10 protein-coding genes are annotated in these 16,097 nt (G+C 45.6%); 8 read left to right on the forward strand and 2 right to left on the reverse strand.

Features of this window, described 5'->3' with window-relative positions:
- The first annotated feature begins 669 nt into the window (after window positions 1–669).
- From FDP09_RS08585 to FDP09_RS08610, 6 genes are all read left to right on the forward strand, one after another.
- Complete coding sequence (locus FDP09_RS08585; RefSeq protein WP_137402270.1) at window positions 670–3,531, forward strand: glycosyl hydrolase 115 family protein; 2,862 nt, start codon at window positions 670–672, stop codon at window positions 3,529–3,531.
- Window positions 3,532–3,646: 115 nt separating this feature from the next.
- Window positions 3,647–5,611, forward strand: coding sequence for a sialate O-acetylesterase (locus FDP09_RS08590; RefSeq protein ID WP_229683540.1), 1,965 nt, complete (start codon window positions 3,647–3,649; stop codon window positions 5,609–5,611).
- A gap of 464 nt (window positions 5,612–6,075) precedes the next feature.
- Window positions 6,076–7,719, forward strand: a complete 1,644-nt coding sequence (locus tag FDP09_RS08595) for a sodium/sugar symporter (protein WP_137402271.1) — start codon at window positions 6,076–6,078, stop codon at window positions 7,717–7,719.
- A gap of 465 nt (window positions 7,720–8,184) precedes the next feature.
- Window positions 8,185–8,667 carry a hypothetical protein gene (locus FDP09_RS08600; RefSeq protein ID WP_137402272.1) on the forward strand — a complete coding sequence of 161 codons (483 nt, stop codon included), beginning with the start codon at window positions 8,185–8,187 and terminating at the stop codon, window positions 8,665–8,667.
- Window positions 8,664–9,077, forward strand: coding sequence for a hypothetical protein (locus tag FDP09_RS08605; RefSeq protein ID WP_137402273.1), 414 nt, complete (start codon window positions 8,664–8,666; stop codon window positions 9,075–9,077). The genes FDP09_RS08600 and FDP09_RS08605 overlap by 4 nt, the downstream gene beginning before the upstream one ends.
- Before the next feature lie 149 nt (window positions 9,078–9,226).
- The gene (locus tag FDP09_RS08610) at window positions 9,227–9,928 is read left to right on the forward strand and encodes an aspartate/glutamate racemase family protein (RefSeq protein WP_137402274.1); all 702 of its coding nucleotides are present in this window, start codon (window positions 9,227–9,229) and stop codon (window positions 9,926–9,928) included.
- A gap of 171 nt (window positions 9,929–10,099) precedes the next feature.
- On the opposite strand, the gene FDP09_RS08615 is transcribed toward FDP09_RS08610, so the two are convergent.
- A complete protein-coding gene (locus FDP09_RS08615; RefSeq protein WP_229683541.1) occupies window positions 10,100–10,879 on the reverse strand; it encodes an AraC family transcriptional regulator in 780 nt (259 codons plus the stop codon).
- Window positions 10,880–11,118: 239 nt separating this feature from the next.
- On the opposite strand from FDP09_RS08615, the gene FDP09_RS08620 reads away from it, so the two are divergent.
- Both FDP09_RS08620 and xylA read left to right on the forward strand, forming a co-directional pair.
- Window positions 11,119–12,612, forward strand: a complete 1,494-nt coding sequence (locus FDP09_RS08620; RefSeq protein ID WP_137402276.1) for a xylulokinase — start codon at window positions 11,119–11,121, stop codon at window positions 12,610–12,612.
- 145 nt (window positions 12,613–12,757) lie between these two features.
- On the forward strand, window positions 12,758–14,071 hold the full coding sequence (gene xylA, locus FDP09_RS08625; RefSeq protein ID WP_137402277.1) for a xylose isomerase: 1,314 nt from the start codon (window positions 12,758–12,760) through the stop codon (window positions 14,069–14,071).
- An 825-nt stretch (window positions 14,072–14,896) separates the two neighbouring features.
- Here the strand turns inward: xylA and FDP09_RS08630 are convergent.
- On the reverse strand, window positions 14,897–16,024 hold the full coding sequence (locus FDP09_RS08630; RefSeq protein ID WP_137402278.1) for a glycoside hydrolase family 43 protein: 1,128 nt from the start codon (window positions 16,022–16,024) through the stop codon (window positions 14,897–14,899).
- Window positions 16,025–16,097 lie beyond the last annotated feature (73 nt).

Raw genomic sequence — 16,097 nt, forward strand, 5'->3', positions numbered from 1 at the left:
ATACCAAGCATGCACTGTGCTTTACCACTTGGATTGTGGTCGTGGTTGGTCACGGTGATCGTGCTTTAACCCGCATTTAATGCCGTTTAGTTAAGAAGAATTTCCAATACGGATCGTCCATTGAGAGCGTTATGATTTTAATCCATGGCCTTTTAAAATATGTACAATATGGATCCGCCTTGCAGGTATTGGGCGTTAAGAAATTAAAAGCGGGTGGGCAAGAAGGCAGGCTTGTTTGACGAAATACTAGCCAAAAAGAATGTTGGCTGCTAGAAAAGGAGGAGGTTGCCTGCATGAGGGAAGGTTTTAATTTTAGGCCAATAGATGCATAGCGGCGGAGTTTTTTGGTCACTTTTTGACCTGCAGCAAAAAAGTGACAAAGGTAAAGAGATGAAAACCATCTTGGAATTTAGCAGAAAAACAATAGAACCAATATTTCCAGGTACATACTAACTAAACGGCATTAAACCCGCATTATGCATTAGCCTATCTATTGCGAGCTGAAACTACTTTAAAATCAGTCGCTTCGCTGCTGTTTTCGATCTCACCATCCGCCGCGGCGGATGATTCAATCTCCAAACAGCCTGATTTTCTTGTAGTTTCAGCTCTCATAACGATTCCTAATGCATAAAACGGATTTAAATTTCAAAAACAATAAACCCATAGAGAATGTTTTTACAGAAAAAGACAATTTCCTTTTTTTCCGTACTGCTATTGCTCACTTGTCAATTGGTCAAGGCACAGAAACAAGAGGAGGCGATAGTATTTTCAGAATCAGGTTCAGGCAGGTTTCCATTGGTAGCGACAGCGGCTGCCCCTCTTTTACTGGATCATAATGAGCAGGAAGGGGTTTTAATTGCCGCCAAGAATTTTCAGATGGACCTCCATAAGGTAACGGGCAAGGAGCCGGCAATACTGCAGTCCGATGAGATTGGAGCGGATAAGCATGTAGTGATCATCGGAACGATTGGCGAAAGTAGTTTGGTGGACAAGCTGATCGCTCAGGGCAAGCTGGATGTGAAAGGCATAGCGGGTAAGTGGGAGACATTTGTAGTCACTGCGATATCCGATCCTTTTCCGGGCGTGGAAGAGGCTTTGGTAATAGCGGGCAGTGATAAACGAGGAACGATTTTCGGCATTTATGAAATGGCCGGGCAAATCGGAGTCAGCCCATGGAATTGGTGGGCGGACGTGCCTGTACGGAGAAGCCCATCGCTTTACGTCGCTCGTGTCCGTTACAGTTTGGGGACACCGGCTGTCCGTTACCGAGGGATTTTTATTAACGATGAAGCGCCAGCCCTGGCAGGTTGGGCAACTGAAAAATTTGGTGGCTTCAATCACCAATTTTATGAAAAGGTATATGAATTGATTCTTCGGCTGAAGGGGAATTTTCTTTGGCCGGCCATGTGGGGCAGGGCCTTGTACGATGACGATCCGCTTAATCCTGTTTTGGCAGATAAATACGGTGTAGTGATCGGCACCTCTCACCATGAGCCGCTGATGCGAGCCCACGTGGAGTGGAGCCGTTATGGTGAGGGCGATTGGAACTATGCGACAAATGAAGAAAGGCTGAGGACGTTTTGGCAGGAAGGTATGGAACGGATGGGTGACCATGAAAGTATTGTGACCTTGGGGATGCGAGGAGATGGAGATGAGCCCATGAGTGAGGAAAGTAATATTGCCTTGCTGGAAAAAATCGTGGCCGACCAGCGGGAAATCATCAAGGATGTTACCGGAAAGCCGATTACAGCAACCCCGCAGGTGTGGGCGCTTTATAAAGAGGTACAGGAATATTATGACAAAGGGATGCGTGTGCCGGATGATGTTACGCTTTTGCTATGCGACGATAACTGGGGGAATGTGCGGAAGCTTCCTGAAATCGGAAAGAAACAGCACGCTGGAGGCTATGGCATGTACTACCACTTTGATTATGTAGGAGGACCGCGAAACTATAAATGGCTCAATACCAATCCGCTTCCCAGGATATGGGAGCAAATGCACCTGACCTACCAGCATGGAGTGGACCGTATTTGGATCGTAAATGTCGGTGATATCAAGCCGATGGAATTGCCTACATCGTTTTTTTTGGATTATGCTTGGAATCCCGGTAAGTGGCCTGCGGAGCGCCTGCCAGCCTATACAGAACAGTGGGCCAAAAAGCAGTTTGGGAAAGAGCATGCCGTTGAGATTGCGCGTATTTTAGAGCAATCTACTAAAATCACCGGTCGAAGGACCCCCGAAATGTTAGATGAAACGACCTATTCTCTGGTGCACTATAATGAAGCCGAAAGGGTGGTAGAGGAGTTTAAGCAATTAGCCACCAAGGCGGAACGGATTTACGGGGTGTTGGACGAAAAATATAAGCCAGCTTATTACCAATTGGTGCTTTTCCCTACATTGGCCTCAGCCAATCTTCACGAACTGTATTTGGCAGTAGCCAAGAATCACCTATATGCCGAACAAGGACGAAACAGTGCCCAGGCAATGGGAGAAGAAGTACAGCGACTTTTTGAGAAAGATGCCGCATTGACGAAATTCTATAATGAAGCATTAAGTGATGGCAAGTGGAGCCATATGATGGACCAGACCCATATCGGCTATACCTATTGGCAGCAACCTGAGCAAAATGCCATGCCTGAAATTCGGACAGCAGAAGTGAACGAGAGGGGAGGCCTGGGAGTGGCCATTTCCGGGTCAACCGATTACTTTCCCGCACATCAGCAACTGACACTGGATCGTATGACTCCTTTCCAGTCTTTTCCTGCTACGGTCACCTTATTTAACCGAGGAAAATCACCCATATCTTACCGTTTAGCCCGAAAACCGGATTGGTTGAAGGTTTCAGAATCATCCGGTGAGATAGCCACAGAGCAGCAGTTGTCAGTAACAGTAGATTGGCAAAAAGTACCTTTGGGCAAAGAGGAAGGTGAGTTGGTCATTGTGTCGGGGGAGAAAGAAGTAGCGGTGGTGGTTCCTGTGCAGAAATATGAGGTGCCAGAAGGTTTTGAGGGCTTCGTAGAGAGCAATGGATACATCGCGATGGAAGCGGCCCATTTTACAGGGAAGAATGAGGCATCACCGGTACGCTGGAAAGTGATTCCCGATATGGGCAAGACAAGTTCGGCGGTTACGGCCTTCCCGGTGAGTTATCAGGGACAAAGTGATGAGCCTGCTTCCTATTTGGAATACAAGGCTTATTTTACCAGTTCAGGAGAGGTGGATGTAAATGTCTATTTGTCGCCGACCTTAAATTTCAGGGATTCCGGAAAAGGCCTTCGGTTTGCGATTTCAATAGACGATGGTGCTCCACAGATGGTGAACATGCATAGCGGTGACCATAATGCGCAGTGGGGAAAGTGGGTCGGAGAGCACATTAATATCCAGACCCTTTCCATGACAGTGGATCAACCGGGAGAGCATGTTATACGCCTTTGGTTTGTAGATCCAGGAGTGGTTTTCCAAAAAATTGTAGTGGATACAGGAGGACAAAAATCCAGTTATTTGGGACCTCCGGAAAGTCACTTTCAGTAGTCTCAATCGGCAATATGTGTGCGCCGCGATGGAGACAGCCTACAGGGAATTTCAGGATAAGCTTACTCCAGGTGGACAAAAAGAAAGCAATTTGCAAACATATAAATAATAAAAAATGATGACTCATAAAAATGCGTCAATCAAGCAACATATCAGGTTGATGGCACTGATGTTATTACTGACAGGGCCCCTTTATGCAGAAGTCCGGCTTCCCCATTTGATCAGTGAGGGGATGGTGCTGCAGCGCGACCAACCCATTCGGATGTGGGGATGGGCTGATCCAGGTGAGAAGGTGGCCGTCTTTTTTGATGGTGAACAAAAAGAAACCAATGCCAATGAAAATGGGGAATGGGAGGTAATATATTCTCCAAGAAAAGCGGGAGGCCCATTTAGGGTGCAGGTAGAAGGGGACAATATCCTGACCCTAGAGGATGTTTATGTGGGAGATGTGTGGGCATGTTCCGGGCAGTCCAATATGGAATTGACCATGGCGAGGGCGCGGCCTATGTTTCCAGAGGAATTTGATCAGGCAGCCAATCCATCCATCCGGTATTTTGATGTGCCCGATGCCTATGACTTTTCCAATGCCCAGACCGATACCAAGGGAGGGAAGTGGATCCAGGTGGACAAGGAGCACATCAGCCAATTTTCGGCCGTAGCTTATTTTTTTGCAAAGCGGCTGAATGAGAGATATGATGTGCCGATTGGTCTGATCAATGCCAGTGTGGGAGGCTCGCCCATTCAGTCTTGGATCAGAAAGGAGGAGCTTAAGCGTTTTCCGGAGGACTTTGCGGAAGCAGAGAAATTCAGTAACCCTGATCTGATCAAGCAAATCGAAAAGCAGGACCGAGAACGTATTGGCACTTGGCAAAAAACAGTATATCAGAAGGATAAAGGCTATGCTCGTTCAACAGCACCATGGTATTCATTGGATTCCGAAACCGAGGGATGGGAAAAAATGGAGCACTTGACACTATTGCCCTTGACGGATGATCGGGCCATTAACGGCGTTTATTGGTTCCGGAAGGAAATTGAATTGGACGACCCGAATGTCAGTGAGCGATCGGCAAAACTGCTAATGGGGACGATGATTGATAGTGATTCTACCTATATCAATGGCCATTTGGTCGGTGCCACGGGTTACCGCTATCCTCCTAGGCGCTATGAAGTACCTGCGGGAGTGTTGCGTCAGGGTAAGAATGTCTTGACGATCCGGCTCATCAGCGAGCGTGGTCAAGGGGGATTTGTGGAGGAAAAACCGTACCAGTTAGAGGTGAATGGAGAAATTCTGGATTTAAGAAAGGATTGGTATTACCGGCTAGGAGCGCAGATGCCCGCATTGCCGGGACAGACCTTTGTACGGTGGAAGCCATTGGGGCTGTACAATGCCATGATGGCACCTATCCAGCAGTTTCCGGTAAAAGGGGTGATTTGGTATCAAGGTGAATCCAATTCGGGTGAACCTGCCGCTTATGCATCACAGATGGAAGCGTTGATCAATGGTTGGCGAAAGGCTTGGAACCGTGTAGATTTGCCATTTTTATATGTGCAATTGCCCAATTTTATGGAAGTATCGACTGTGCCACAAGAAAGCAACTGGGCCGAGCTTAGGGAAGCCCAGCGTCAAGTGGCCAAAACGGTACCTCACACGGGCATTGCAGTGGCCATTGACGCAGGGGAAGCAAATGACATCCACCCGCTGGACAAGGAGACCATTGGCGATCGACTGGCCTTGCAGGCCTTTTCGGTGGCTTATGGAGAAAAAGATGGTCCCTTTTCAGGCCCTATGCTTCAGCGTATATCGGTAATGGGCGAGGAAATAGAACTCATCTTTAATACGGAAGGTAGTGGCTTGATGACGACAGATGGAGGTGAATTGGAAGGCTTCGCGGTCGCAGGAGAGGACGGAGAATTTCATTGGGCGGAAGCCCAGATCACGGGTGATAAAGTCTTAGTCTCCTGCGCAAATGTGCCCCAGCCTATCAAGGTTCGCTATGCTTGGGCAAATAATCCGGAGAAGGCGAACTTGGCCAATGCGGAGGGACTGCCTGCCTCACCGTTTGAGGTTTCGGTAGAATAGCCCAAGGAAGGATTATCAAGTATTGTGAAAGGAGTCATGGCGACCAAATGCACACCCAAAAATATGAGAGTACAGAAAAATGTAGTCTTGCGGAAATTGAAGGAATTTTTATAGTCATTTGTGGTGGATAGAAAAGGAAGAAAGGTGATGGGCAGGGTTGGCTTGAAATATTCTACCGGGGATGTGATGTTTTGTAGTGGTATTTTGGGTTAGTCGTAGTGAATAGCGGGAATGGTAGCGGTTTGTTTCGTAAAAGTGGGAAGCCAACAATATGAAGCCAAGACGAATCCGTTACCTGAAATCCTTTTTCTCCTCATTGGAGGATCGTAAATTACGGCTATCACAGATCAATTTGACGGAATTTTAGGATTTACAAGAAACCCGAATGACAATACTTTGCAAAAAAAACAATAACTTAAGCGCCAATTTGAAACGAATAAAAACCATTTAACCTATTACACAAAATGACCTTTAACACATTAGACCTTGTTGTCTTTGTGGCCTACTGTCTTTTGATCATTACGATGGGGATCGTTGTATCAAGAGAAAAGAAGGGCCACGTGAAGGATTCGAAAGATTACTTTCTGGCAAGTAAAGCCTTGCCATGGTGGGCCGTCGGAGCGTCTTTGATTGCATCGAATATTTCCGCTGAGCAGTTTATCGGGATGTCAGGATCTGGTTTTGCGCTGGGACTGGCGATTTCGACTTACGAATGGATGGCAGCGGCCACCCTGCTGGTGGTGGCAATATTTTTCCTGCCGATTTACCTGAAAGAGGGCATATATACCATGCCCCAGTTCCTGAACAGACGTTATGACGGTCGTGTAAGGACCGTGATGGCCATTTTCTGGCTGCTGATCTATGTATTTGTAAACCTGACCTCTGTACTTTATTTGGGAGCGTTGAGTTTGGAGACCATTATGGGGGTACCGCTGACCTACGGGATCATGGGGCTGGCACTGTTTGCGATGGTGTATTCCATCTACGGTGGACTGAAGGCCGTGGCCTGGACCGATGTGGTCCAAGTGGTTTTCTTGGTTGCCGGAGGCTTGGCGACGACCTATTTGGCCCTCAGCTTGGTGGGGGATGGTGATGTGTGGGAAGGAATTGGGATTTTGCGAAAAGCCGCTCCTTCGCATTTCAGCATGATCATCGAAAAAGGCGAAATGATGATTCCCGATGGTACGGGAGGATCGCGCGATGCGTATTTGGATTTACCAGGGCTAAGTGTCCTGATCGGTGGCATGTGGATCGTAAACCTTAGCTACTGGGGATGTAACCAGTACATTACCCAGCGTGCCTTGGCTGCCAAAAGCCTTGGTGAAGCCCAGACCGGGATGGTATTTGCAGGATTTTTGAAGCTTTTGATGCCGCTGATCGTGGTGATCCCAGGTATTGCCGCGTATGTGATCGTGCAAAAAGGTGCTGATGCCAGCTTTATCGAATCCATGACAGATCCTGTGACGGGATTGGCCAAGTCTGATAGGGCGTACCCTACCTTGCTTCACTTGCTGCCTCCGGGCTTAAAGGGCTTGGCTTTTGCGGCCTTGACAGCGGCGATCGTTTCCTCATTGGCCTCCATGGCCAACAGTACCTCGACGATTTTTACCATTGATATTTATAAAGAGTTTTTCAATAAAAATGTATCAGAGGGAAAACAAGTTACCATTGGTAGGATTACCGCTGTAGTTGCCTTTATTATCGCAGCCATCGTGGCTCCACAGCTGCGGCAACTTGACCAGGCCTTTCAGTACATCCAGGAATATACCGGGTTTGTATCTCCAGGGGTGTTTGCGATATTTATCTTTGGCTTCTTCTGGAAGAAGACTACCTCCAATGCGGCCTTGACAGCAGCGGTGCTGACGATCCCTTTGTCCGCGGCCTTAAAGGTCATTACGCCAAACTTACCGTTTATCGATCGGATGGGGGTGGTTTTCTTGGTGCTTGCGGCTTTGATTATTGCCATTAGCTTGTACGAGGGTAAAGGAAAGGACAGTAAAAAGGCCATCGAAGTGGATGCAGAATTGTTTTCCACCAGTACTAAATTTAAAGTAGGAGCAGTATTGATCTGCGGGATACTTGTAGCACTCTACAGCGTGTTCTGGTAATCCATTATTGACGAACCGATTTAAACGGCGTGAAGCGATCCCTTCTTGTACTAGTTGCACGGAGAGGGAAAGGCATTCACGCCGTTTTTTTGTGGTTTTTCGATTGATGGAGTTGGGAAGTGAAGCGGGGCATTACAAATGCCCGGCTCGTGTGTTCCTCGTTGGAAACAAGCAACAGTATGATTGGAAAGGAGGAAGATTAAGGTAAATGGTTGATTTTGAGTAAAAATACCCAATTTTGGGTATTGTTTGATGATTAGGGAATCAGTAGTTTAGCGATGAGGGTGCAAGCGGACAAGCTGCTTTCTATTGGGGCAAAGATGTATTGTTTAGATTAAATTGAGGCTGTGTAGGCCCATTGTTTCTTAAGTCTCTGGACTGGTTGGGTAACTTTTGTTGTTTGAATGAAAAAAATAGTCCAATTCATCTTACATCACGCTAAGAAACGCTGTTAACTAAAGAGTTATGGAAGTTTTTAATTTTATCAGAGTAATTTCCTTAGGAGCCTGCCTGTTGGTAGGTTTAGTGTTTATTGTTTTGGTCTTTGCCAAAAAAAGGAATAAGACAAGGCATCTTGCCATCGCTGGATTGAGTTTGCTGATGATGTATCTGGTCAATATCTATATGGCATCCCTTCAAAATGCCATTTACCACCCCCCTCAAAAGCTTGGTCAACTAAGATTTTTGGCTTTTGGAGTGGCCTCAAATGGTGAAAAGGGCTGGCTAGGGGTTTATGAGGATGCTACTTGGGAATTTGGACCATCCTATAGGGAAATAAAGGCTAGCGGGACCTACGTTTTAAAAGGGGATACCATTATTCTAAAGGGTGATGACGGGGATAAGGCATATAAAAATAGCAGGGTATTGATGGCTGGTCAGCTGAGCACCCAATCGAAGAACGCGAATCTAAACGAATTGAAAATAGCGCTAAATAACTTAAACCCATGAAGGCAATCATTATAGTTACATTGTCCCTACTGATGGTTTCGTGTAAACAATCTAAAACAGGAAGGAGTCAAATTAAATTAGACGGTAAATATTCTGTGGTGGATTATAGGATGACTCCCGAGTTTATCCATGACACGGTTGGCAGAGATAAGCTAATGGCTATTTTGAAAGGCAGTACGTATAAATTTGACTTTTCTAACAAAAATTCCATCGTGAGGATTGATCCGCAATTTGGGATGGAGTACTTCGGGGATTCTGTTTTTGAATACCGGATAGACCATAAGTTTATGGCTTTGAGAAGTCCGGATAACAAAATAAATTTACCATACAGAAACGACAATGGGATATTACGGTTGTTGATCCATAAAAAAGGAATTAAGCATTTTTCGATCATACCGGTTAAACAGTGAAAGTGTAAAAAAAGGTTATGGCTTAGACTTGTCGTTTTTATAGGATTGGGATGTGAAATGGGGGCATTACAAATGCCCGGTGTATTGTTCCTCGTTGGAAACGAGGAACAGTTAAATAGAGGGTCGTGTAAACAGAATTTTATTGAAAGATGAAAAAAATAGGCTTGGTAGGAGGGATCAGCTGGACGTCCACTTTGGATTATTATAAGTTAATAAATCAAGGAGTCAATGAACAATTGGGTGGACTAAACGGTGCCGAATGCATCGTATATTCCTTGAATTTTTCGGATATTCAAAAGGTAGGTTGGACGAATGCGTATGACTTGATCTTTGAGGCTTGTAAATCCTTGGTTTTATGCAAGGTGGATGCTATTGTTTTGTGTGCGAATACAGCACATTTGTTTGCTGATGAAATACAGTCAAAAATTCAGGTGCCAATTATCCATATCGGTGAAGCAACTGCCCTAGAAATTAAAAAAGAAAAGTTAAGCAAGGTAGGGCTTTTAGGTACCAAATTTACCATGGAAATGGACTTTTACCGAAACAAACTGAAAGCGTATGACATTGAGACCATTGTTCCAGCAGGAAGTGATGCTATAGCATCGATACAGGATATCGTAAAAAATGAATTGGGTAAAGGTATTTTGAGGACAGAATCCAAAGAGAAATTTATAGGGTATGCGAATGGACTGGTGAAGAGAGGGGCTGAAGGCATAATTTTAGGCTGCACAGAGATACCGATGTTAGTTGGCCAAGATGATTTTAATTTACCGGTATTTGATACCACTAGGATTCATGTAGATCGTATTACCCGTTTCGCATTGGGCATCGACGAGCCGTTTGTGGCCTAGTGAGCATTGCCACTGTCCGGTGCATTGTTCCTCTTTTCCCTCAGTTCCTCGTTGGAAACGAGGGACAGTACGGGGAGAAAGGCCGATAGATAAGTAGCGGATATCTGCCAAGCCCTTGGCACTTAAAAGTATAACGAACCTTTCCCTTGTTTTGGTCTTCCTTTCTCCCTTTTAAGATCTGTATATCGCTGCTCGGTAAGCGGAAGGGGTGATGCCTTTGATATCTTTAAATTGCCGGTTAAAATTGGTGATGTTTCGGAAGCCGCATTGGTGAAAAATCTGAGAGATAAAGGTGTTTTTGTCCTTGAGGAGTTTACAAGCATGGGCAATGCGGATTTCTTTGAGGAAGCCACTAAAGGATTTTTTAGTGTTGAGCTTAAAAAAGCGGCGAAAGTTGGATGTGCTCATTTTGGCAATGGCGGCGACTTGGTCCACTTTGATATTTTCCTGGAAATGATTAAAGGTATATTCCAACACCTCGTCAATGATGCCTTTGGAGTCAAAAAAGTCAATGGGTTCATTGGTCAGCAGGGTGTTTTGGGTGGTGGTGCTGATCTGATGAAGGACATCCAGCAAGATGCCGATATGGGTGAAGCCTTCCACTTCTACCAATTGTTTGATGAGCTCCAAAACGAATGGTTGCGGGGAATAATCCACGGCCATTCCCTGTTTCAGCCGTATAAGCCGACGTATATTGGCCATTTCTGGCATCTTCAGAAAGGTATGACCGAATATTGCCTGATCAAACTGAATGACGATCACTGTACAAAAAATATCTTTTTGGGCTTTGCGAAACCAATGCGGCACATTTGAGCCGATATAGAATAGATCGCCTGGAGAAAATTCCCCTACAAAATCTCCAATGATGGCTGTGCCATGACCTGCTTGAATGTAAAGAATCTCGTTTTCGATGTGCCGATGCCAAGGTGTTTCGAATAGTGGAGTGCTCATGGTTATGGACACAAATGACTTGAATTCCTGCCGTGGAAGTTTTTGGACAATCGGTTTCATATGGGTACAGAAGGGCTAATCAATATTCTGGGTTTTAAGCTACAAGATAATACTCTTTGATTAAAAATTTAATCAAAGAGTATTATTATTTAATCGAATAGTGTTAGTTAGTACTGCTAATTTAATCGAAATTTGTTAAAGACAATTAGGATAAAAATGAAACAAACCCAAAATAAAATATGCGACGATTACTGATCGGATACGACATAGGGAGTTCTTCTGTAAAGGCCACACTGCTGGATGCCGATTCCGGAAAAGTAGTGGCCAGCGTTGGTCAGCCGAAAGTAGAAATGCCCATTGATTCTCCCCAAAAGGACTGGGCAGAGCAAGATCCTCTGATGTGGTGGAAATATGTTACCGAAACCACTCAGCATATCATTCGCCAAGGAGACGTCAAGTCTGGCGAATTACAGGGGATAGGAATCAGTTACCAAATGCATGGATTAGTGATGGTGGATAAGGATCAGCAGGTCATCCGCCCGTCGATCATTTGGTGTGATAGTCGCGCAGTGGAAATTGGGAATAATGCGTTTGAGGTCTTGGGGAGTGAATTTTGTCTTTCCCATCTCCTTAATTCTCCCGGAAATTTCACAGCGTCCAAGCTCAAATGGGTAAAGGATAACGAACCCGCCAATTATGAGAAAATCCATAAAGTGATGTTACCGGGCGACTTTATCGCCATGAAATTGACAGGGGAGATTTTCACTTCTGAATCAGGACTGTCGGAAGGTGTTTTTTGGGACTTTCAAGAAAATCGGTTGAGTCAGGAGTTGCTGGACCATTATGGCATTGATAAGGAATTGCTGGCCGCTGCGATCCCTTCTTTTGCAGAAGGCGGAAAGGTAAATGCTGCCGCCGCCAAAGCATTGGGGATCGATGAAGGCGTTCCTGTGACCTACAGGGCAGGGGATCAGCCGAATAATGCCTTTTCCCTGAACGTGCTGGAAGCGGGCGAATTGGCCACTACAGCTGGGACCTCGGGAACTGTCTATGGTGTGAGCAAAGCTCCTGTCCATGATCCCAAGTCAAGGGTGAATACTTTCTTACATGTAAATCACCTATCAGAAAATCCCCATTACGGCGTATTGCTGTGTGTTAATGGTACGGGAATCCTTAACAGCTGGCTTAAGAAGATGCTGGGAGGGGAATCCATTGACTATGAATCCATGAACACCTTGGCGGAGGAAGTACCTGTGGGTGCGGAAGGGCTGAGCTTTATTCCCTTTGGCAATGGCGCCGAGCGCATCATGGAAAACAGAAGCGTAGGAGCCCATCTTAGCGGCCTAAACTTGCTCAAGCATGATAAGCGCCATGTCCTCCGTGCTGGCCAAGAGGGTATTGTGAGTGCCTTGACTTTCGGGTTTAATATCATGAAAAACATGGGGCTAACACTGGACACGGTAAAAGCAGGCAGGGCTAATATGTTCCTCAGTCCACTGTTTAGGGAGGCCTTTGTAAATATGAACGAGGTGAATTTGGAGTTTTACGATACCGATGGTTCCCAAGGGGCTGCAAGAGGTGCCGGAGTAGGAGCAGGCTTCTATGCCAGTCCAAAAGAAGCATTCAGCGGTTTGGAGAAAGTCGCCTCATTTGCACCCGATTCCAAATTGGTACAGATATACAAGGAAGTTTACCAGCAATGGGAGGAAAACTTGGGTAAAGTAATCCGATAGGTTTTTGCGTCCACTGAGCATAGTCGAAGGCACGGCCAGAAACGATCACAACTAATTCACAAAAAAACAGGGGCAACATTAGACAACGCTCTGATTACCAATAACAAAATACTAACTAACTGAATAACCAATAACCAAATATACCATGTCAAACACCTATTTTCCAGGAATAGAAAAAATCAAATTCGAAGGCAGGGATTCCAAGAATCCTTTTGCCTTTAAGTTTTATGATGAGAACAAAACAGTGGCCGGAAAGACCATGAAGGAGCATTTCAAGTTTGCCATTGCCTACTGGCACTCTTTTAATGCTACAGGTGATGATCCTTTTGGTCCGGGGACAAAGACCTTTGCTTGGGATCAAGCTGAGGATGCCCTACAACGGGCCAAAGATAAAATGGATGCTGCTTTCGAATTTATCACCAAAATTGGCGCTCCTTACTATTGTTTCCATGATGTGGATCTGATCGATGAAGGAGCCACTATCGAGGAATATGAAAGTCGGATGAAGGCCATCACTGCTTATGCAAAACAAAAGCAGGAAGAAACCGGAGTGAAATTGCTGTGGGGAACTGCCAATGTATTTAGCAATCCGCGTTATATGAACGGGGCGTCCACCAATCCGGATTTTGATGTGGTGGCATGGGCGGCTACACAGGTGAAAAACTCCATCGACGCGACCATTGCGCTTGGTGGTGAGAACTACGTGTTCTGGGGCGGTCGTGAGGGCTACATGTCCCTGCTCAATACCGACATGAAGCGAGAGACGGAGCACCTGGCGAAGTTCTTGACCATGGCCCGTGACTATGGCCGTAAGCAGGGTTTTAAAGGAAACTTCCTGATCGAGCCCAAACCCATGGAGCCCACCAAGCACCAGTATGATTATGATTCGGCGACTGTTGTTGGGTTTCTTAGGCATTACGGATTGGACAAGGACTTCAAACTGAACATTGAGGTAAACCACGCAACCTTGGCCGGCCACACCTTCCAGCATGAATTGCAGGTAGCTGCCGATGCAGGGCTCTTGGGCAGTATCGATGCCAATCGCGGTGATTACCAGAATGGATGGGATACTGATCAATTTGCCTTGAATTTGCAGGAATTGACAGAGTCGCTATTGGTGATTCTCGAAGCCGGAGGCCTACAAGGTGGTGGGGTTAATTTTGACGCGAAGCTGAGAAGAAACTCTACCGATCTGGATGATCTTTTCCATGCCCATATCGGTAGCATGGATGCCTTCGCGAGGGCTTTGCTGATCGCCAATGATATCTTGGAACAATCCGAATACAAGGCCTTGCGAAAAGAACGCTATGCTTCCTTTGATGGTGGCAAGGGCAAGGAGTTTGAAGAAGGGAAGTTGTCGCTAGAAGACTTGAGGGCACATGCCATCGCTACTGGTGAGCCGGCAAGTACCAGCGGTAAACAGGAGATGTACGAAAATATTATCAATCAGTATATTTGATATAGATTAAGAAGTATGAAGTACTAAGCACGAAGACACCTGACCAAGGAGCCTGAGGCGCTAAGTTGAATAGTCCCGCGTCGGAGACGGCCGGACAATGTGGGCGGTATGATGCTGTCTTTGATGCGGCACGGTGGACATTGATCCCGTTTACCGGCCGGTCTTTGACGCTGTTATGCTACGTCCTTGACAGCTTTCCTTACTTTCGCTATTAGATGATGTTCAGGTAAAAGCAAAATCCCCGGCTTACCATAAGTCGGGGATTTTTTATCTTAAACCCAGTTGATCAATGTCGTTTAGTTAGTATGTACTTGGAAATATTGGTTCTATTATTTTTCTTGCCAAATTCCAAGATAGTTTTTACGCCTTTACCGTAGATACTTTTTTGCTTCAGGAGAAAAACGTAACCAAAACCTGTTCGGTGGTTTAAACCCCGCTGCGGTGAGCTATTTGACTAAAATCAAAGCCAGCACTCACGCAGTCAAACTCCTTCTTTTTAGCTGCCTAACATTCTTTTCTTTCTTTTTCATCAATAGCCTGCCCCGAAGGCTTTCGGGGGAAAAAAGGAAAAGGATAAAATCCACCAAAATGGCCAAAGCCATACAGCCAAAGTCAAATAGAAAAGAAACTCCTAGCAGGTGAAAACAGGGAAATAGCCTTAACTAAACGGCATTGATTGCGGGTTTGACCATATGACCCATGCATAAGTAGAAACGTGACAGGATATAAGAAATATTTTTGACTTTGCGTAGTTTTTACCTTTTTCCGGCAGTCTCCAGACTTCGACCAAGTCTTCCAATTTTCCAATCTTATAATTTTTTAATTTTAGAATTCTTCCATCGGTGTGATGGTTTGGATAGAGCCGTCGGCATTGTGGGTGAGCGGCGCCATTTTAATGTTTCGGAGGTAGTTTTTGCCCGAAATCTGTGTGTCGTGATAGAAGATATACCATTGTTTGTCCACTTTTACGATGGAGTGGTGGTTGGTCCAGCCTTGGACAGGTTTCAAGATGACGCCCTGATAGGTAAATGGCCCGTAAGGATTGTCTCCAGTGGCATAAGAAATCGTGTGCGTATCACCAGTGGAGTAGGAAAAATAGTAGGTTTCTCCATGCTTATGCATCCAAGCGGCCTCAAAGAACCTTCTTTCATGGTCTCCTGCTTTGATAGGTTCTCCTTCTTTGTCAATGATTTCCACGTCTTTTGGCTCCTCGCCAAATTCCAGCATGTCTTCACTGAGTTTGGCCACTTTAGGGGCGATGGCAGGCTCGTCTTCTGCGGGTTCGTCCGCGAATGGGCTATCGCTTGTAGATAAGTATTTGCCGGTACGCCATTTCTGCAATTGACCACCCCAGATACCGCCCCAGTAAATATAATGTGCCCCATCGCTGTCTTCAAATACTGCCGGGTCAATGCTGAAGCTGCCTTTGATAGGAGCTGGCTGAGGCTTGAAGGGGCCCGCAGGATTATTTGCTACTGCTACACCGAGTCTAAAAATACCTTCATTGTCCTTAGCAGGGAAATAGAGGTAATACTTATCGCCTTTTTGGGCAGCATCGGGTGCCCACATTTGCTGTGCCGCCCATTGGACATCTGAAACATGGAGTACTTCACCGTGATCTTTTACCGTACCATTGGGGCTTTCCATAGAATACACATGATAGTCCTTCATGGCATACTGCGCCCCGGTATCATCTTGTTGGGCTTCAGAAGGAATGTCGTGGGAAGGATAAATATAAATTTTCCCCTCAAATACATGGGCAGAAGGATCAGCTGTAAAGTGATCCGTGATCAGTGGCTCCGACAGGTAGCGGATGGTGTCGGAATCACTGGCTTTGATCGATTCAGCAGAAGTGGTGGTTTCTTCAGCTTTTTTGGCGTTGCATTGTAGGAATAGGCAAAGTATGCCCCATAGGGTGACAGCAGGGCCCAATCGGTTTAGATGTAAGTTCATATCGGTTACGTTAGGTTTTATTTCGGTTCTATCAAAAATACTAAATAAATTGAATATATGAAACTTTCATGAA

It is taken from the genome of Echinicola rosea, from assembly GCF_005281475.1.
Lineage (GTDB): Bacteria > Bacteroidota > Bacteroidia > Cytophagales > Cyclobacteriaceae > Echinicola > Echinicola rosea.

Bases quoted from the DNA above. Each gene is read 5' to 3' on its own strand.
- FDP09_RS08620 (WP_137402276.1), top strand. From the start codon at position 11,119: ATGCGACGATTACTGATCGGATACGACATAGGGAGTTCTTCTGTAAAG.
- FDP09_RS08615 (WP_229683541.1), bottom strand. From the start codon at position 10,879: ATGAGCACTCCACTATTCGAAACACCTTGGCATCGGCACATCGAAAAC.
- FDP09_RS08585 (WP_137402270.1), top strand. From the start codon at position 670: ATGTTTTTACAGAAAAAGACAATTTCCTTTTTTTCCGTACTGCTATTG.
- FDP09_RS08600 (WP_137402272.1), top strand. From the start codon at position 8,185: ATGGAAGTTTTTAATTTTATCAGAGTAATTTCCTTAGGAGCCTGCCTG.
- FDP09_RS08595 (WP_137402271.1), top strand. From the start codon at position 6,076: ATGACCTTTAACACATTAGACCTTGTTGTCTTTGTGGCCTACTGTCTT.
- FDP09_RS08610 (WP_137402274.1), top strand. From the start codon at position 9,227: ATGAAAAAAATAGGCTTGGTAGGAGGGATCAGCTGGACGTCCACTTTG.
- FDP09_RS08630 (WP_137402278.1), bottom strand. From the start codon at position 16,024: ATGAACTTACATCTAAACCGATTGGGCCCTGCTGTCACCCTATGGGGC.
- xylA (WP_137402277.1), top strand. From the start codon at position 12,758: ATGTCAAACACCTATTTTCCAGGAATAGAAAAAATCAAATTCGAAGGC.
- FDP09_RS08590 (WP_229683540.1), top strand. From the start codon at position 3,647: ATGATGACTCATAAAAATGCGTCAATCAAGCAACATATCAGGTTGATG.
- FDP09_RS08605 (WP_137402273.1), top strand. From the start codon at position 8,664: ATGAAGGCAATCATTATAGTTACATTGTCCCTACTGATGGTTTCGTGT.